19 protein-coding genes and 1 riboswitch are annotated in these 17,673 nt (G+C 42.4%); of the genes, 5 read left to right on the forward strand and 14 right to left on the reverse strand.

All coding sequences use genetic code 11. The features are described from left to right. The first annotated feature begins 409 nt into the window (after positions 1-409). Positions 410-751, forward strand: a complete 342-nt coding sequence (locus HNR44_RS10875; protein ID WP_184404301.1) for a YolD-like family protein — start codon at positions 410-412, stop codon at positions 749-751. Positions 752-1,019: 268 nt separating this feature from the next. Here HNR44_RS10875 and HNR44_RS10880 read toward each other — a convergent pair whose 3' ends face one another. Then, positions 1,020-1,256, reverse strand: a complete 237-nt coding sequence (locus tag HNR44_RS10880; protein WP_184404302.1) for a M23 family metallopeptidase — start codon at positions 1,254-1,256, stop codon at positions 1,020-1,022. A 27-nt stretch (positions 1,257-1,283) separates the two neighbouring features. On the opposite strand from HNR44_RS10880, the gene HNR44_RS17665 reads away from it, so the two are divergent. Continuing rightward, positions 1,284-1,919: a tyrosine-type recombinase/integrase gene (locus tag HNR44_RS17665; protein WP_246407340.1), complete on the forward strand. Its 636-nt coding sequence runs from the start codon at positions 1,284-1,286 to the stop codon at positions 1,917-1,919. After that, positions 1,912-2,454 (forward strand): site-specific integrase, encoded by a 543-nt coding sequence (locus HNR44_RS17670; RefSeq protein ID WP_246407343.1) that lies wholly within the window; start codon positions 1,912-1,914, stop codon positions 2,452-2,454. The genes HNR44_RS17665 and HNR44_RS17670 overlap by 8 nt, the downstream gene beginning before the upstream one ends. 47 nt (positions 2,455-2,501) lie before the next feature. Here HNR44_RS17670 and sufB read toward each other — a convergent pair whose 3' ends face one another. From sufB to HNR44_RS10945, 12 genes are all read right to left on the reverse strand, one after another. Then, on the reverse strand, positions 2,502-3,899 hold the full coding sequence (gene sufB, locus HNR44_RS10890) for a Fe-S cluster assembly protein SufB (protein WP_184404303.1): 1,398 nt from the start codon (positions 3,897-3,899) through the stop codon (positions 2,502-2,504). Between the two features lie 58 nt (positions 3,900-3,957). Next, positions 3,958-4,404, reverse strand: a complete 447-nt coding sequence (sufU, locus tag HNR44_RS10895) for a Fe-S cluster assembly sulfur transfer protein SufU (RefSeq protein ID WP_184404304.1) — start codon at positions 4,402-4,404, stop codon at positions 3,958-3,960. Continuing rightward, positions 4,388-5,623: a cysteine desulfurase gene (locus HNR44_RS10900; protein ID WP_184404305.1), complete on the reverse strand. Its 1,236-nt coding sequence runs from the start codon at positions 5,621-5,623 to the stop codon at positions 4,388-4,390. Before HNR44_RS10900 ends, sufU begins: the two co-directional genes overlap by 17 nt. Continuing rightward, complete coding sequence (gene sufD, locus HNR44_RS10905) at positions 5,623-6,930, reverse strand: Fe-S cluster assembly protein SufD (RefSeq protein WP_184404306.1); 1,308 nt, start codon at positions 6,928-6,930, stop codon at positions 5,623-5,625. Before sufD ends, HNR44_RS10900 begins: the two co-directional genes overlap by 1 nt. Positions 6,931-6,950: 20 nt before the next feature. Then, positions 6,951-7,742 carry a Fe-S cluster assembly ATPase SufC gene (gene sufC / locus HNR44_RS10910; protein WP_184404307.1) on the reverse strand — a complete coding sequence of 264 codons (792 nt, stop codon included), beginning with the start codon at positions 7,740-7,742 and terminating at the stop codon, positions 6,951-6,953. Between the two features lie 330 nt (positions 7,743-8,072). Continuing rightward, entirely contained in the window at positions 8,073-8,438 is a 366-nt protein-coding gene (locus tag HNR44_RS10915) for a carboxymuconolactone decarboxylase family protein (RefSeq protein ID WP_184404308.1), read from the reverse strand. A gap of 180 nt (positions 8,439-8,618) precedes the next feature. Further along, positions 8,619-10,151: a BCCT family transporter gene (locus HNR44_RS10920; RefSeq protein ID WP_184404309.1), complete on the reverse strand. Its 1,533-nt coding sequence runs from the start codon at positions 10,149-10,151 to the stop codon at positions 8,619-8,621. Between the two features lie 454 nt (positions 10,152-10,605). Beyond that, complete coding sequence (locus tag HNR44_RS10925; protein ID WP_184404310.1) at positions 10,606-11,502, reverse strand: MetQ/NlpA family ABC transporter substrate-binding protein; 897 nt, start codon at positions 11,500-11,502, stop codon at positions 10,606-10,608. A gap of 12 nt (positions 11,503-11,514) precedes the next feature. Continuing rightward, positions 11,515-12,144: a methionine ABC transporter permease gene (locus tag HNR44_RS10930; RefSeq protein WP_184404681.1), complete on the reverse strand. Its 630-nt coding sequence runs from the start codon at positions 12,142-12,144 to the stop codon at positions 11,515-11,517. Between the two features lie 19 nt (positions 12,145-12,163). Then, positions 12,164-13,186: a methionine ABC transporter ATP-binding protein gene (locus tag HNR44_RS10935; protein ID WP_184404311.1), complete on the reverse strand. Its 1,023-nt coding sequence runs from the start codon at positions 13,184-13,186 to the stop codon at positions 12,164-12,166. A 113-nt stretch (positions 13,187-13,299) separates the two neighbouring features. Next, a riboswitch (SAM riboswitch) is annotated at positions 13,300-13,408 on the reverse strand. A 447-nt stretch (positions 13,409-13,855) separates the two neighbouring features. Continuing rightward, complete coding sequence (gene gcvH, locus HNR44_RS10940; protein WP_184404312.1) at positions 13,856-14,239, reverse strand: glycine cleavage system protein GcvH; 384 nt, start codon at positions 14,237-14,239, stop codon at positions 13,856-13,858. 30 nt (positions 14,240-14,269) lie between these two features. Next, the gene (locus HNR44_RS10945) at positions 14,270-14,626 is read right to left on the reverse strand and encodes a Spx/MgsR family RNA polymerase-binding regulatory protein (RefSeq protein ID WP_184404313.1); all 357 of its coding nucleotides are present in this window, start codon (positions 14,624-14,626) and stop codon (positions 14,270-14,272) included. Positions 14,627-14,913: 287 nt separating this feature from the next. On the opposite strand from HNR44_RS10945, the gene HNR44_RS17675 reads away from it, so the two are divergent. Both HNR44_RS17675 and HNR44_RS10950 read left to right on the forward strand, forming a co-directional pair. After that, on the forward strand, positions 14,914-15,156 hold the full coding sequence (locus HNR44_RS17675) for a hypothetical protein (protein WP_246407345.1): 243 nt from the start codon (positions 14,914-14,916) through the stop codon (positions 15,154-15,156). Further along, the gene (locus tag HNR44_RS10950) at positions 15,131-15,829 is read left to right on the forward strand and encodes a prenyltransferase (protein ID WP_246407347.1); all 699 of its coding nucleotides are present in this window, start codon (positions 15,131-15,133) and stop codon (positions 15,827-15,829) included. Before HNR44_RS17675 ends, HNR44_RS10950 begins: the two co-directional genes overlap by 26 nt. A gap of 49 nt (positions 15,830-15,878) precedes the next feature. On the opposite strand, the gene HNR44_RS10955 is transcribed toward HNR44_RS10950, so the two are convergent. Further along, positions 15,879-17,663 (reverse strand): acyl-CoA dehydrogenase family protein, encoded by a 1,785-nt coding sequence (locus HNR44_RS10955; protein ID WP_184404314.1) that lies wholly within the window; start codon positions 17,661-17,663, stop codon positions 15,879-15,881. Between the last annotated feature and the right edge of the window lie 10 nt (positions 17,664-17,673).

Below are 17,673 nucleotides of genomic sequence, written 5' to 3' on the forward strand. Positions count from 1 at the left end.
AATACTCTCTAAGTATTGGTGTATCAGGAGTTATGGTGATGCGGTCTATAACAATTGATCTCACACGGATTTTGCTCCCGTTATTCTACAAAAACATTAGCAAATCATTCGTTTTTTATTTTTGCCATTTCAGCAATAATCTCTTCCGCATCTTCATAAGATTTTGCTGAAAATACTTTGCGTGATAATTCATCTAACAATTTTATACACGGATACAAATGAACATACGTAATTGCTTAACACGCCGTGGCAAAAAGTCATCTTCCAATTTTTTATAGCCCTTTTTCAGTTGGTTCGTTGATAACAAACAAATGTTTGTATACAATGAAGCAAGAACATAGATTCTGTGGGAGGATGATGTAAAAATGATTAGATACGATCAAATAAAATTACCGTAGGGAATCTCCTAATGAATAAGATGACGCCCGGTAGTAATCTAAGATGGGAATACATGAGGATGATTTTACCTGAACATCGTGAAATGTGGTTAAAATATCGGAAAAGCATGGAGGAAGTAAATAAACCTGAATTGGATGAACAGAGATGGGAGGAATTTGAGCGGACCATTAATGAAGCGATGGAGTTCGGCTCACCACTTGAATTTACGTATTGGAATGATGGACATTTTTATGAAGTGGTTGGAACATGCAAATATGTAAATGTTGATCAGAAGCAGTTTCATTTGATTGATGTTGATGGCGACATACACTATTTGAAATTTGATAAAATCGTCAATATCGTATTGAATTAATAAAAAAACTTTGTCAAAATTATTGATGCCAAAAGCCTTTATACGCTTCTCCTTCTCTTACAGCTTTTTGCACATAAAAGGCACGAATGATCTTCAATACTGCACTGGCTGACCTTCATAATTAAAGTAAGACTCCAAAAATCGTTCCGCTGCTTCCCCTGCTTGCCCATGATATTCATATTCACTTTCTTCTGACTAACCCCAAAACCAACAAAGCAAGAACCATTTTTTTCAAAATCCATCATAACATATTTTCATAGTTATCCCCTCATAATCCTAAAATTTCCGCAGGGTCTTCCTTTGCATCATTTGTCGCCTGTGTTTCCGTATGATGTTCTAAATGGAGGTGCGGGCCTGTTGAACTTCCGGTTGTACCACACTCACCTATTTTCTCCCCCTGCTCTACCTGATCACCTTCATTTACATCTAATGAATGTAAATGTCCATATGAACTTAATTCATCACTTCCATGCTGAATCTTATTTTTTTGCCAAAAAGGGAACATATATTCTTGTGAGGAGGAGTTGGTCTATTGGCTTTTTTCAGAAAACGAGGGAACAAATGGGAGTATCGAATAAGTTATGTAGATCGCCGAAATGGAAAAACGAAAGAAACATCAAAAGGTGGGTTCAAAACAAAAAAGGAAGCCCAAATTGCAGCCACAGAAGCAGAATCTAAAATTAATCATTTTGGTTTCAGTGAGAATGGTGATGAAAAAATTGACCATTATTTTCAAGAATGGCTTGAAACTTATAAAAAGCCAAACGTTAAACCAATTACTTACTCACTCCAAGAAAGAAATGTCCGACTAAATATTCTTCCCCGTTGGAAGAATTATCGCCTTAAAGACATCACACGTACTGAGTATCAACAATGGATCAACGAATTACGAGTTCACTATAGTGAAGGCACAGCAAAAAGAATACACAGTATTATGAACGCAGCTCTGACAGACGCTGTATTTGAATTTAATATCTTTAGAGAAAATCCTATTCAAAAAATTAAAATACCAAAAGACAATCAAAAATCCTCCAAGATCCCTTATTTCTCTAAAACACAGTTAGCTACGTTTTTAACTGCGGTTAAAGAACCTGTCAAAAACGCTAAATACAACAAGTCAATACAATATTACGTGCTATTCAGTTTAATGGCTAAGTTTAATGGCTAGAACTGGGATACGTATAGGTGAGGCTCTTGCCCTCAGATGGAATGATTTAGACGAGGCTAATAAAAGTCTTACTATTAATAAAACACTGGTATACCCTCTCAACTCTAGCCCTTACATCTCAACACCAAAATCAAAACAAAGTGATCGCACCATTAAACTTGACAATACCACCATGAAGCTTTTAAAGCAACAACAAACAAACCGAGAAGAAATTCACTATCTGCACAAAAATTACAGAAGATCTAAGGATAACCTCATATTTTATCAACATGACGGCCGATGGCTACGAACAAATGTAGTACGAGACTATTTTAAGGAGGTATGTAAACGTGCGAACCTACCTGTCTTATCACCACATGCATTGCGACACACTCACGCTGTTCATCTCTTGGAAGCCGGTGTACAAATAAAATACGTGTCCGAAAGACTCGGACACGCCAATATGAATGTGACGGCAGATACTTATCTACATGTCACTGAGAAGATTGAAGATGATGCCTTATCCCTTTACGAAAATTATATTCAGGATTCATAACCGGGCAAGCGTCATCCTCAATGCTTCTCAACCCCTTCTATATGGGGTTATCCAATACTTCCTTCCATCTCGAAGCGGATGAGACGATTCATTTCAACCGCGTATTCCATTGGGAGTTCTTTCGTGAATGGTTCAATGAATCCCATGACGATCATTTCTGTTGCTTCTTCTTCGTTCAAGCCTCGGCTCATCAAGTAGAAGAGTTGTTCTTCGGAAACTTTGGAGACCGTTGCTTCGTGTTCAAGCGTAATGTCATCGTTCAAGATCTCATTGTAAGGAATGGTATCAGAAGTAGAGTCGTTGTCCATGATCAGCGTATCGCACTCGATCTTGGATTTAGACCCTTGAGATTTACGTCCAAAATGAGAAATACCGCGGTAGGATACTTTGCCGCCGTGTTTAGAAATCGATTTGGACACGAGTGTTGATGAACAGTTCGGTGCCAAGTGATAGGCTTTTGCTCCTGCATCCTGATGCTGGTTTTTCCCTGCAATTGCAATAGATAGAACGTTGCCGCGAGCACCCTCGCCTTTCATAAGAATAGACGGATATTTCATGGTAAGCTTAGAACCGATGTTTCCGTCGACCCATTCCATTGTCGCGTTTTCATCAGCTGTCGCACGCTTTGTAACAAGGTTATAAATGTTCGGTGCCCAGTTTTGAATCGTTGTGTAACGGCAATAAGCGTCTTTTTTAACGATGATTTCAACAATGGCACTATGCAAAGAATTCGTGGAATAAACAGGAGCTGTACAACCTTCAACGTAATGCACAGAGCTTCCTTCGTCTGCAATAATGAGTGTACGTTCAAACTGCCCCATATTTTCAGAGTTAATACGGAAGTACGCTTGCAGCGGAGAGTCCGCTTTAACACCCTTCGGCATATAAATGAACGATCCACCGGACCATACCGCAGAATTTAACGCTGCGAATTTATTATCGCTTGGAGGAATAACGGTTCCGAAGTGTTTCCGGAAAAGATCCTCATTTTCTTTAAGGGCCGTGTCTGTATCCTTAAAGATAATCCCTTGTTCTTCAAGATCCTCTTGCATATTGTGATAAACAACTTCAGATTCGTATTGGGCAGATACACCAGCCAAATACTTTTGCTCTGCTTCAGGAATCCCTAATTTATCGAACGTATTCTTAATCTCATCCGGCACTTCATCCCAGGATTTCTCGGAACGCTCGGATGGCTTTACATAATACGTAATATCATCGAAATCAAGCTCTGAAAGATCGCCGCCCCATTGAGGCATCGGTTTTTTATAAAACTGCTCAAGGGACTTCAGACGATATTCAAGCATCCATTCGGGTTCTTCTTTAATCTCTGAAATTTCCCTTACGACATCTTCGGTCAGGCCACGTTCAGAACGGTATATCGATACATCCCGATCATGGAAACCATATTGATATTCCTCAATTTCAGGCATTTTTTTAGCCAATTGAATGACCTCCTTTTATTATCTCAGGGTAAAATAACACCCTTCGATCGATTGTTCCTCAGTCAACATTTTCAGGATCTAAGCCTTTCTCCATCGCTTTCCAGGCCAATGTTGCACATTTGATCCGAGCAGGAAACTTTGTAACTCCTTGTAACGCCTCAATATCGCCTAGTTCATATTTCTCATCATCATAATCTTCACCTTGAACCATGTCAGAGAAAATACCAGAGAGTTCAAGGGCTTCTTCCACACTTTTTCCCCTCACTGCCTCTGTCATCATGGACGCAGATGAAAGGCTGATGGAACACCCTTCACCAGTGAATTTTGCATCGCTAACAACACCATTATCCACTTTCATGTGAAGTTGAATTTTATCTCCGCAAGAGGGATTGTTCATATTGATGGTTAACGCGTCGTTCATAATCTCCCCGCGATTACGCGGGTTCTTATAATGATCCATAATCACTTGACGATAGAGGGCATCAAGATTATTCTGCATAGACATCGCCGAAATACTCCTTTGTCGTTACGAGCGCATCTACGAACGCGTCTACATCTTCTTCTGTGTTGTATAGATAGAAACTAGCTCTTGCTGTAGCAGCAACATCCAGCCAGTTCATAAGGGGCCGTGCACAATGATGACCTGCACGAATGGCTACGCCTTTCGTATCGAGAACCGTTGCTGTATCATGTGGGTGAACATCATGAATATTGAATGTTACAATACCTGCCCGTTCATCAGCCGGAGGACCGTATACTTCAATATCATCATAGCTGGCCAATTCATCCATCGCATACTTAGCCAACTGTTGTTCATGCGTTTTTATATCATCTAATCCAATTTCATTTAGGAAATCAATAGCTGCATTTAATCCAATGGCACCAGCGATGATTGGAGTTCCCCCTTCAAATTTATAGGGAACTTCCTTCCATGTTGCATCATAAAGGCCGACCTCGTCAATCATTTCTCCCCCGAATTCAAAGGGTTCCATGTCTTCCAGCAAGCGCTTCTTCCCATACAAAACGCCTATCCCAGTGGGTCCACACATTTTGTGAGCAGAGAATGCAAAAAAATCGCAATTGAGATCTTGAACATCCACTTTCTTATGGGGAGTACTCTGCGCTCCATCCACAACCATTACAGCGCCATTTTCATGAGCAATTTGTGCGACTTCCTTTACTGGGTTCATCGTACCAAAGACGTTAGAGACATGCACCATCGTTACAATCTTCGTCCGTTCGCTAATTGTAGAACGGGCGGATTCCACAGAAACCGTGCCGTCCGGTTGCAGTGGAATGTACTTGAGAACCGCTCCAGTAGCTTTCGCTAACTGTTGCCATGGAATTAAATTGCTGTGATGTTCCATCGGGGTGAGGACGATCTCATCGCCCTCCTGTACATTAGCACGCCCAAAACTGGCTGCAACGGTATTAATCGCTGTTGTCGTGCCGCGCGTAAATACAATTTCTTCTCTTTTGCCGGCGTTGATAAAGGATTGTACTTTATCACGAGCACCTTCATAAGCATCGGTTGCCACATTGCTTAGGGTATGCACGCCCCGATGTACGTTTGAATTGTAACGACGATAGTAATCTTCAAGCGCTTCGGTAACTTGAAGCGGCTTCTGTGATGTTGCCGCGTTATCCAGATAAACGAGAGGTGCACCATTCACTTCCTGGTGTAGAATCGGAAACTGCTCACGCACTTTACGCACATCTAACATTAATAAACTTTCCTTTCGATTACTTCAGAAAGCCTTGTTTTAACAGCTTCAATCGGCAATACACCGACGACAGGTTCCAAGAAGCCATGGATGATTAAACGTTCAGCTTCCGCCTGGGTAAGCCCGCGGCTTCTCATATAGAACATTTGAACAGGATCGATTTTACCAACGGATGCAGCGTGACCTGCTGTTACTTCATCCTCGTCGATGAGAAGAATTGGATTGGCATCCCCGCGCGCTTTTGGTGACAACATAAGAACGCGTCCTGTCTGTTCACTATGGGAATTCGTACCGCCTTTTTCAATCTTATTGATTCCGTTGAAAATGGAAGTTGCACTGTCTTTCATGACACCGTGGGTCAGGATATATCCTTCGGTTCGTTTTCCATAAGCAACAACATCGCTTGTGAAGTTTTGTACTTGAATTCCTCGGCCGATATGAACTGTTTTTGTATCTCCGTATGAACCATCACCCATCAGGTAAGTGGTATTTTCAGAAATCGTATGACCTTCGTTCATTTGCCCAAGAGCCCATTCGATACGTGCATCCTTAGCCATAGTAGCACGCCGGACAACATAAGACGTTACGCCGCTTTCGAGATTATCCACCGCACCATATTTAATTTCTGAACCTTGTCCGCCGTATACCTCAGTAACAACGTTAAGATTCGCTTCCTCTTCGGTGAAGGAAACATAGTTTTCTAAATAGGTGAGACGGCTATTCGCTTCAGTGACCATTAATACGTGGTTAAAGAGACCGGTCTTTACATCATCCTGCCAGAAGATGGTTTGAATCGGTGTCTTTAATTCAACGTTCTTCGGTACATAAATGAAAACCCCACCGTTTAATAAGGCTGTATGCAATGCTGTTAGCTGGTTTTCATTTGTCTGAACCGCATCGCTCATCAAGTATTTCTGAACAAGATCACTATGCTCGCTGACTGCAGTTGCGATATCTGTAAAAATAACACCTTTATCTTCAAGTTCTTGATCAACTTTATGGAATGCCGTTTTCCCGTCTCGTTGAACAATAAGATTTTGAATTTCACTTTCCTCATCAGCAAGACGAGTCACTTCGCTTGGAAGATCGGAAAAACGTTGACTCTCCGGTTCCTCCGCTTCGATCTTTTCAAAGGTGGTAAACTTCCACCTTTTCAAGCTCGTTTTATCAGGGTCCGGCATTGGCAGATTACCTACCTCTGTAAGTGCCGCTAACCTTTTATCTACAAGCCAGGATGGCTCGCCTCTTTTTTCAGACCATTGTTTTACTGTTTCACGATCAAATACCCATTTGGTTTCAACAGCCATTGTCTTTTCACCTCCGACTCTTACGCTTCTTGATTTTGCCCTACGCGCTCATCTTCAATGCCTAGTTCTTCTTTGATCCAGTCGTAGCCTTCGTTTTCAAGACGCTGTGCAAGCGATGCATCTCCAGATTTAACAATGCGCCCCTGCATGATTACATGTACGTAATCTGGCTCGATATAGTTAAGCAAACGCTGATAGTGTGTAATAATTAAGCAGCCAAAGTCATCGGAACGCATGCTGTTAACCCCTTTGGATACAACTTTCAATGCGTCGATATCAAGACCGGAGTCCACTTCATCTAAAATCGCGATTTTTGGTTCCAACATAAGCAATTGCAGGATTTCATTACGCTTCTTCTCACCGCCAGAGAAGCCTTCGTTTAAATAGCGTGTAGAGAAAGCTTCATCCATATCAAGCGTATTCATTTGGCTATCCATCTTTTTGATAAACTTCATCAAGGAGATTTCATCGCCTTCTTCACGACGGGCATTAATCGATGTTCTCAAGAAGTCGGAAGTTGTTACGCCGGTAACTTCACTTGGATATTGCATCGCGAGGAACATACCTGCACGCGCTCGCTCGTCCACTTCCATTTCAAGGACGTCTTCACCGTCGAGCTCTACACTTCCTTGAGTGATTTCAAATTTTGGATGGCCCATAATTGCAGACGCAAGGGTTGATTTACCTGTACCGTTTGGCCCCATGATGGCATGGATTTCGCCTCCGTTAATTTCCAAGTCAAACCCTTTAATGATTTCGGTGCCTTCAATTTCAACGTGCAGATCCTTAATTTTCAACGTTGAACCAGCCATACTAAAACCTCCATTTACGATTATGTCAACGTAGATTGCTACGAATAATTCTCAATCTATCATCATTATTAGTTTAAAACAAATTCAATCTTCATTCAAGTGGGGTGTATTATCACTCGTTGTATCCTTTTCTAAAGCCTCCCTCAATATCAGGTATTAGGGACTTTTAATTTTTAGCTTCTTCTCATTATGAACTTTTTTATCCGATGTTTCAAACGATAATCCGTTGAAAATAAAAAAATGGAAACGATATATTAAGAAACGCCTGACCATAAGGGAGTCAGACGTATATTTAAAGATTATAATGGGCACAAAATTTCAACAAACGGCCTAGGATGATGTAGCTGAATCAAAGGTTTCAATGGTATCACGAACGATCGTTACCGCCTGGCTTAAAGCTGCACCCCCGCCAAAAGCAGCACTTACAGCAACTGCTTCCATAATTTCCGCTTCACTGCACCCTTCATCCAAGCAGCCTTTCGTATGATCAATAATACAATATTCCTCATTCGTACTTAAGCTAATACCAAGAGCAATCAGCTGCTTGTTCTTCTTCGAGATTTCCCCCTGTGCAAAACATGCATCTGTAAATGCATGATACTTACGTGCCACTTTTGGTAATTGTTCACTGAAATACCCCATACCATCCTCGTATTCTTGCAAAGCTTCTTCTATAAAAGCATCATTCTGAGACATTCATTCATCTCCTTTTCCTAACAACTATCCTGCATCTGTAGTATGGCTGTATTTATGGAGAAAATGCATGATTTATACGCGTGGTCAAGCAGGAGGAAAAACGCCCAGATCGGATTCTTCAGCATCGGAGGGTATTTTCAAAAAGAACTAAGCGAAAGGGTAACACCCTCTCGCCTCAATTTAATCCTCTCGCAATCGTATAATTCCTTGTGCTCGCGCCAGTTTCCTAGCGATTTTCGGGGCGTGCCATAGAGAAGGCAATATCAACAGTGATACCGGTACAGCCGTCACCACAATAAATGACTGCAGCGCATCTATACTTCCTTCTCCGATGAAAACAAGGATGGCTGCCACAGCTGCCATTGTAAACGCCCAGAATACGCGAATGATTTTGGGCGGATTCCCTTCCCCTGTCATACTCATGGAAATGGAATACGTCATCGAATCAGCGGTAGTGACCACAAATAACGTTGCAAGTATAAGAAATAAAACCGGCATCATGACGCCGAGTGGCATTTCCCCTGCAACCGCGATGATCGCTGCCGGAAGTCCTCCCTCTAGCAATGGCTCTGAAATGACCCCTTCATTGTTTATTTCATAAAAAATCCCTGACCCGCCAACAACAGTAAACCAAAAATTCGTCACTAAGGGGGAAATCACCGCGACTGCAACAATCAATTCCCGAATGGTTCGACCTTTAGAAATTCTAGCGATCAGCATGATCATCATTGGTGAAAATCCAATAAACCAGGCAAAGAAAAACAACATCCAGGCTCCAAGCCAATCGTTATCGCCTCGATAGGTGTTCAACGTTAAATAATGATTCAATTGATACCCAAACGATGACACGAAACTATCAATAATAAAAGCTCCAGGGCCAAAGAGTAATAAAATGATGGCAAGCACAAAAACAATGATAATATTATACTTACTCAACCATTGGATCCCTTTATGAATCCCGGTTAATGCTGAAATGGTTACGATCAATAGCAAAAAACCAATGACTCCAAGTTGAACAGGGAATATATCCGCAGTCCCAAAAATTGAATTCATCCCATAACTGACTTGCAGCCCTAATATACCGATAGGTCCAATGGTCCCTGCCGCAACAGAAATGATACAAAAGGCATCAATGAACGTTCCGAATTTATGATTTGCAATTTTTTCCCCGAATAACGGGTACAATAACGATCGGGGCTTCATCGGCATCCCCTTGTGATAAACAGCATACATCATGACAATTGCACCCGTTGTCCCAAGGGAAGCCCAAGCAGCCATCCCCCAACTGACATAACTTTGGGCCAATGCAGGGATAATCGCTTCTCTTGATCCGTCTTCAATACCGTTATGAACAGGCGGCACTTCGAGAAAATAATACATCGGCTCGGCCGCTGCCCAGAATACCCCTCCAGCGCCGAGTAATGAAATACAAATCACCGAAACCCACCGAAACATACTCATCTCGATCTTGTTCGTGTTGCCTAACCGAACGCTGCCATATTTTGAGACTGCCAAATAAAAGGATACCCCAAGCATGAGCAGGAGTAATACTTGCCAATATGCACCAAAGTAATCGATCGCTAAACGAAATGTACGATCAACGTACTCTGATACAAACTCTACGCTGATCATCGCGGCTACTACAAAAAATAGGAGCAGGCCTCCACTAATGATTAGTACAGGCCAATCCGTGCTCCGTAACGTTGTTTTCATACAACTCTCCTTAAAAAAACTCTAAAAAGTACGTGTTCAAAAAGGGGGAAAAAGAGCCGAGAAGTTTTAGAAAAAATTAGCTTATCACCAGATGGCGAGCCTAGATTTTCTTATGCTCTGGAGTGCAAGGAAGCCCGTCTCGAGATCCTGATTGCACCCGAAAGCATTCACTTCTAACGACAAAAAAGTGGGTTTCTTCTTTTCCGAGGAGCGAAGCGCCAACTGGCTGCTTCATGAGTATTCCTTCGCACAAAGAAAACGTGATTTTCTTTTTCGAGGAAGCTTCCCCAGACTTTTTGAACACTCTCTAAAATAAAATGCCGCAACCTCTCGCACATTCATGTCTATGCGGAGGTTGCAATGTTATTGAAAACTCTTCACAGAACGTAAAATAACGCAAAACCCCTTCTAAGGTATCACCACCTTAGAAGGGGTCAAATCACTTGCACCTGAATTATTCATTTACAGGGACGACTGCTCCCTCATATTCTTCTTCGATAAAGTCTTGAATTTCATCAGATTGGAGAACTTCCACGAGTGTAGCGATGTCTTCATCATCTTCATCTTCACTGTTTACCGCAATCACGTTTACATACGGATTATCTTCATCTGCAGATTCTGATTCAATTGCATCTTCAAATGGACTCAAGCCGTGATCGATTGCAAAGTTGGAATTAATCAAAACCGCGTCCCCTTCATTATTTTCATAGGCTTGCGGTAAAATGGCTGCTTCATACTGCGGTTCTAACTGGAAGTCATTTGGATTATCTTCAATGTCCTCAATGGTCGCTTCAATCCCGGCTCCTTCGGCCAATTCAATCAATCCTTCATCGGCAAACATGTTCAAGACTCGGCCATGATCCGCCACGGAGTCACTCATAAGGATGGTTGCTCCTTCCGGCAATTCATCCAGGCTATCGTGATCTTGGCTATATACTCCAATCGGTTCAATATGAATGCCGCCAACATCTACAATGTCATATTCGTCAAATTCTTCCATTTGATCCTCTAAAAACGGAATGTGCTGGAAATAATTAGCGTCTAATTCACCTTCATTGAGTGCTTGGTTGGGCAAGATGTAATCATTAAATGTCTCAATTTGTAGATCAATGCCTTCTTCTTCTAGAAGATCTTCTGCTTCTTCGAGAATTTCCGCGTGTGGAACGTTTGTCGCCCCTACTACCAATTCAGTAGGCTCTCCATCATCGGCGGCTTCTTCATCATCCGCAGCTTCTTCTCCATTCTCATCAGCTGCCCCTTCGTCATTTACATCCTCACCATCGTCAGTACCACAAGCAACGAGTGCAGTTGTCAAAGTTCCTAAGGCAATAAGCTTAGTAAATTTTTTCATTGAATATCTCTCCTATCTTTTATCAATGTTACGTGTAAGAACGTCCCCTATTCCCTGGAGAATAAAGACGATCACCAATGTAATGACTGTAGCCACCAAGGTTACATCTGGACTGTTTCTTTGGAAGCCATCTCGAAACGCGAGATCCCCTAAGCCCCCTGCGCCAATAACACCGGCCATCGCTGTAAAGCTAACAAGGAGTATTCCTGTAACTGTAATCCCAGAAACGAGCGCCGGCATCGATTCAGGAAGCAACACTTTGAAAATAATATGTCCTTGGTTAGCCCCCATGGATCTGGCAGCTTCAACCACACCTTTATCCACTTCCCGTAAGCCTATCTCCACCAGTCGTGCATAAAACGGGGATGAGCCTATTATAAGTGCTGGTAATGCTGCGTTAGGGCCAAGCATAGTGCCAAGAATCGCAGTCGTAAATGGAATCAACAGGATAATTAATATAATGAACGGGACAGAACGAAAAATATTCACAAACGCCGAGGTAATGCTGTTGACTACCTTGTTTTCCCAAAGCTGGCCTTTAGAAGATAAGAAAAGAATAAGTCCTAGAGCGATCCCAAAGAAAAAGGTAAAAAAGATCGCAACACCGCTCATATAAAGCGTTTCCCAGGTAGCTCCCAACATGTTGTCCCAATCAACGTTTTCAAGCACGGGAGATCACCTCTGCTTCCACTTGGTGATCTTGCAGGAACTCAATCGCTTCGTTCAGTTGTGCTGCATCTCCTTCAATCGAAACGAAAAGAGAGCCGTAGCTTCCATCTTGTGTGTTCGCAATATTCCCCTGCAAAATATTTACTGTCACATTACAAGCACGAATCAATTCAGAGACCACCGGTTTTTCTGCATCATCACCAAAGAATGTGAGTCGGACAACGGTTCCCTTTTCTTGTTCAAGTTGCTCTTCAATGGCTTGGTTGGAGTCTTCCGGGTCTGTCAATTGCTTAACGAATGATTTTGTGATCTCTTCTTGAGGATGTCTAAATACCTCAAGCACATTACCCTGCTCAACAACACTTCCGTCTTCCATGACTGCTACACGTGAACAGATTTTCTGGATAACATTCATTTCATGTGTAATTAAAACAATCGTAAGTCCAAGTCTCTGATTGATATCATGCAGCAAGTCTAGAATCGCGTTGGTTGTTTTTGGATCAAGTGCTGACGTAGCCTCATCACATAAAAGAACTTTCGGCTCGTTTGCAAGGGCACGGGCGATCCCGACCCGCTGTTTTTGTCCGCCGCTTAATTGTGAAGGGTAAGAATCCTCGCGCCCTTCTAATCCTACGAGTTTAGCTAATTCCGCAACTTTCTCGTATCGCTCGGCTTTCGAAACTCCAGCGATCTCAAGCGGGAAGGCTATGTTTTCCCGAACGGTCCGTGACCACAATAAATTGAAGTGTTGGAAAATCATGCTGATTTCCTGTCTTGCACGTTTTAACTCACGGTTCGAGAGTTTTAGCATTTCATAGTCTGCGATTTTTACCGTACCGTTCGTAGGCTTTTCCAATAAATTCAGGAGGCGAACAAGGGTACTTTTTCCTGCCCCGCTGTATCCAACGACCCCGAATATTTCCCCCTTTTCAATATGAAGATCAACATCTTTAACCGCATCAAGCGACTGACCCTTTAATTGAAAAGTTTTCGAGACGTTACTGAGGTGGATCAACAACACAACCCCCTTTCTTTTAAAACCTATTATTCTTCCCTATTCACTAAAGTTTAACCAAAAAATAAACCTTTCGCTATCGATGAGCAGAAAGGTAACCAGTACATTCTTCTGTCTCATCTATCAAGGTTTTTAACACCTTGCAGGAATTGGCACCTTTGTAACATTGTTACCGGTTGCCGGGCTTCACAGGGCCAGTCCCTCCGCCTCTCCAGATAAGAATTTTTCAGTTTACGCAATGTATTGTAGCACTCACCATATGTCCTGTCAACAACCAGGGTTTTCACGGCATTTACGTCTAAAGGTTTGATCGTTTATAAAGATGATCACCATAGAGATTGTCGAGGTGTGGGTTTATAGCTGGATTTCATTGCAATTACTGTAAGGAAACAATTCCATATCGCACCCGTTCCCGCAAGAAGCTGAAGGAGAGCGCAATCATTCCCCAAACTGCATCAAGGAAAATGAACTGGATAAAAGCTTATACAACCTTGTGAATATAATATTCTATACACTCACAATCTCTTTATCACGATCGTTTTTACGCCGCTATAAACAGCCAAAACTTGTTGGACTTATCCCTGCAATCATTTACCCGCTGCTAGCCATATTCCTTTTCCGAATAAAGCCAGAATAATAAAAGCCGCCCCTTAGGGAGCAGCTCATCCTTTAAACTTCATCAGTCAATTTGTCATACTCTTCTGCGGACATCAAATTGTCGAGTTCATCCCTATTCGAAGGCTCGACGACCACCATCCATGCTTTTTCATATGGAGATTCATTGACGAATTCCGGGGAATCGTCAAGTTCCTCATTAACTTCTACGACTTTACCGCTCACCGGGGCGTAAAGTTCGGATACTGTTTTAACAGATTCAACACTTCCAAAGGGTTCATTAACTTCGAGCTCATCCCCCACTTCAGGAAGCTCAACGAAAACAATGTCGCCGAGTTCGGATTGTGCAAAAGTGGTTATACCAATTCGCACCTTATCGCCTTCTTCTTTTACCCATTCGTGTTCTTCGGAGTATTTCAACTCTTTTGGTGAAGCCATGCTTATCTGCCTCCTAAGTATAGATTATCCTTATTTTTGCCAGTTCTCAAGGAAATCAGACTCCTTGAACCCAACTGTCACTTTATGACCATCGGTTACGATCGGACGTTTAATCAGCATACCATCTGATGTTAACCAATCAATGATGGTATCTTCATCGGCGTCCGGAATCTTATCCTTCAGGCCTAGTTCACGGTATTTTTTTCCGCTCGTATTAAAGAATTTCCGCCACTCTAATCCACTATTCGTTTTTAATCGTTGTAATTCCTCTTTTGTTGGTGGTTCATTTACAATATGACGCTCTTCGTAGGGAACTTCATGGGCATCAAGCCATTTTTTTGCTTTTTGACACGTTCCACATGGCGGATAACTAAAAACGGTAATCACGGCCTATGTCTCCCCCCTTTGCACAATAGGTATTCGTACGATCTCATTTTAACATTTACAGACCATATGTGCTCGCGATCATCAAGAATCATTTGTTGTTTCAAAAAATTCTCGTATGGGTAATGGCAATGTATGAACTTTTTAGAAGAGGTTGTTCAAAAAGTCCGGGAAAAATCGTTTTCCTATCTCTGTGTCGTCTTGCTTCTTCGCTCCTCACGTATGAAAATCATATCCTCGAAAAAGAAACCCTCCTTTTTGAACACATACATAGAAGGGAATTTTATAACATGATCACCCAGTTACAATCCACTTTTTACGCAAGCTGGCTTTTGATACGCTCTATAGCGGTTGTATCTTCTAGTATTGCTACCATTATTTCTACCATGCTCCCTTTAGTTATATTTTACCCTTTCTCGGCTGAAGATTTGCTCCCTCTTTTTTTACTTCTGATTGTTGGAGCTTTTTTAATTCATGGAGTACTCACTCATATCTTAAATGATTACATTGATTACCAATCAGGGACTGATTAGCCCAGCAATCTTGTCAGGGGGCAGCCGTGTCATTCAAACAGGACATATATCCTTTGAAACGATGCGGAAAATGGGGAAATGGCTTGTTATCACACTAATCATAGCTTCCTTCTTATTAGCAGTGTTTGGTTTCCCTAGGATTTCCATTTTATTGCTCATAGGAGTATGGGGAGCGGCTTCCTATTCACTCTCGCCCTTACAATTCAGTTACCGCCCATTTGCCGGGGATTGGTTCAGCCTATTTCCTGCTCTTTTTTTCCTTGGCATAGCCGGTGCCTGGCTTGCCCTTGGTCATATTCCCGAATGGGCACTGCAAAACGCCACGATTAACGCACTCTTTTGCATGGCATGGGTGATGGTTCATCATATCCCCGATATCAAGGCAGATCAACAAGCCTCTCCTAAAAAACAAACCAGCGTCGTTTGGTCAGCTGAAAAATTAGGTATTGCTCGCTTTCCAGCCCTGTTATATCTTTCACTCATCGGCTTATCTACCCTGTGGTTAGGTATGGATCGAATGTGGGCAGCAATAGGTGTTCTTTTTATCGTGGGCGTTGCCATTTTCCTCGTGGCAAAAATGAAGACCGAAGACCATGAACAAGTATCCGCTATTGAAAAAATGTTGCTCTTACTTGCCGTCGTAACAGCGATTTGGCTTGGGATTTTCATATAACCTTCAACAACCCGTGCCGTATCTACAGCACGGGTTCACAACTCTCGATTTAGACTTCGTATTTCTTCTTATCAATGATTCTTTCTGCGATATCTCGTTTAGCAGCAATCACATTGACCGGAGTGCGGCGTGTGAGTTTTCTTAGCATGGAGAGCATCGTACGAAGGTTATCCCCTTCCTCCATGTGAATCAGAGATTCTTTTGCATCCGCTTCAATATTTTGCAATCCTTCTTCACAGATCACTTGAGTGAGGAGAAGCTTCATCGCTTCTTTTTCTACACCATGTTGCCCAATCGCTTTTTCCGTTCTTGCTATAGCCGCTTCCATATTGTAAATCTCGCTTACAATATCCGCGGTGTTTAAGAGAAGCTCTTGCTCATCTTCGATCTTCTCTCCATACTTCTGCATAGCACTGCCAGTACCCATGAGGAAAATTTTCTTTGCATTCTCGAGTAGATATTTTTCCTTCGCGAGCGGCTCGTCGCCCGGTTCTTCCGGCATGAATGACATCAGTTCTTCTTGCAGGCCATTGGCTTTATCGAGGAAAGGAAGCTCACCCTTCATCGTTTTACGGATTAACGTACCCGGTACAAGCAAGCGATTGATTTCATTGGTTCCTTCAAAAATTCGATTGATGCGGGAGTCACGATATGCGCGCTCCACTTCATACTCAGCCATGAATCCGTAACCACCATAGATTTGGACAGCTTCATCTGTACAGAAGTCAAGCGTTTCTGAGCCATACACTTTATTCAATGAACATTCGATCGCGTATTCAGCAATCCCCTTTGCTATTTTGGAGCCATCTTCTTGTTCCTCTTCGGTTAAGCCGCCAAGCTGCTCCTCGAACAAACCGCCCGTGCGATAAATGGAACTTTCAAGTGCATACGTTTTTGCAGCCATCGAACCAAGCTTCTCTTGAATCGTCGTGAAACGGGCAATTGGCGTATTGAACTGCTTTCGTTCCGTCGCATAGCTGGCGGCTAATTCGATCGCGCGCTTGCTGCCGCCGAGACATCCCACACCAAGTTTGTAACGGCCAATGTTCAGGATGTTAAAAGCGATAATATGCCCACGGCCGATTTCTCCAAGGACATGTTCTTTCGGTACTTTTACGTCTTCAAGCAAAAGTGTACGCGTTGATGACCCTTTAATCCCCATTTTCTTCTCTTCTGGCCCTGTAGAAACTCCGTCGTATTCACGTTCAACAATGAACGCTGTGAACTTCTCGCCATCGATTTGTGCGTAAACAACAAACACATCAGCAAAAGCAGAGTTTGTAATCCACTGTTTTTCCCCATTTAAAATGTAATGAGTACCCTCGTCGTTTAATACGGCTGTCGTTTTTGCACCAAGGGCATCCGAGCCTGAACTTGGTTCTGTCAAGGCATAAGCCGCGATCTTCCTCCCACTGGCAAGATCAGGAAGATACTTTTTCTTTTGCTCTTCATTTCCGAAAAATACAATTGGTAATGTACCAATACCAACATGGGCACCGTGACTTAAGGAAAAACCTCCAGCTGGGGAGAACTTCTCAGTGATGAGAGTGGAACTGATTTTATCAAGGCTCAACCCTTCATATTTCTCTGGGATATCAGAACCAAGCAAACCGAGCTCCCCTGCTTTTGTCAAAAGCTCACGAGAGACATCAAACTCGTGATTCTCTATACGATCAATCACCGGAACAACTTCGCCGTGAACGAAGTCCTCTGTCGTTTTTGCAATCATACGATGCTCTTCTGTGAATTCTTCCGGTGTAAAAACATCTGAAGCTTCAACTTCCTCTAGTAAAAATCCGCCGCCTTTAATGCTCGTTTTCATTGTTTCTGCCATTGTGATCTCC

The organism is Geomicrobium halophilum (assembly GCF_014207655.1).
GTDB classification, from domain to species: Bacteria; Bacillota; Bacilli; order Bacillales; family Marinococcaceae; genus Geomicrobium; species Geomicrobium halophilum.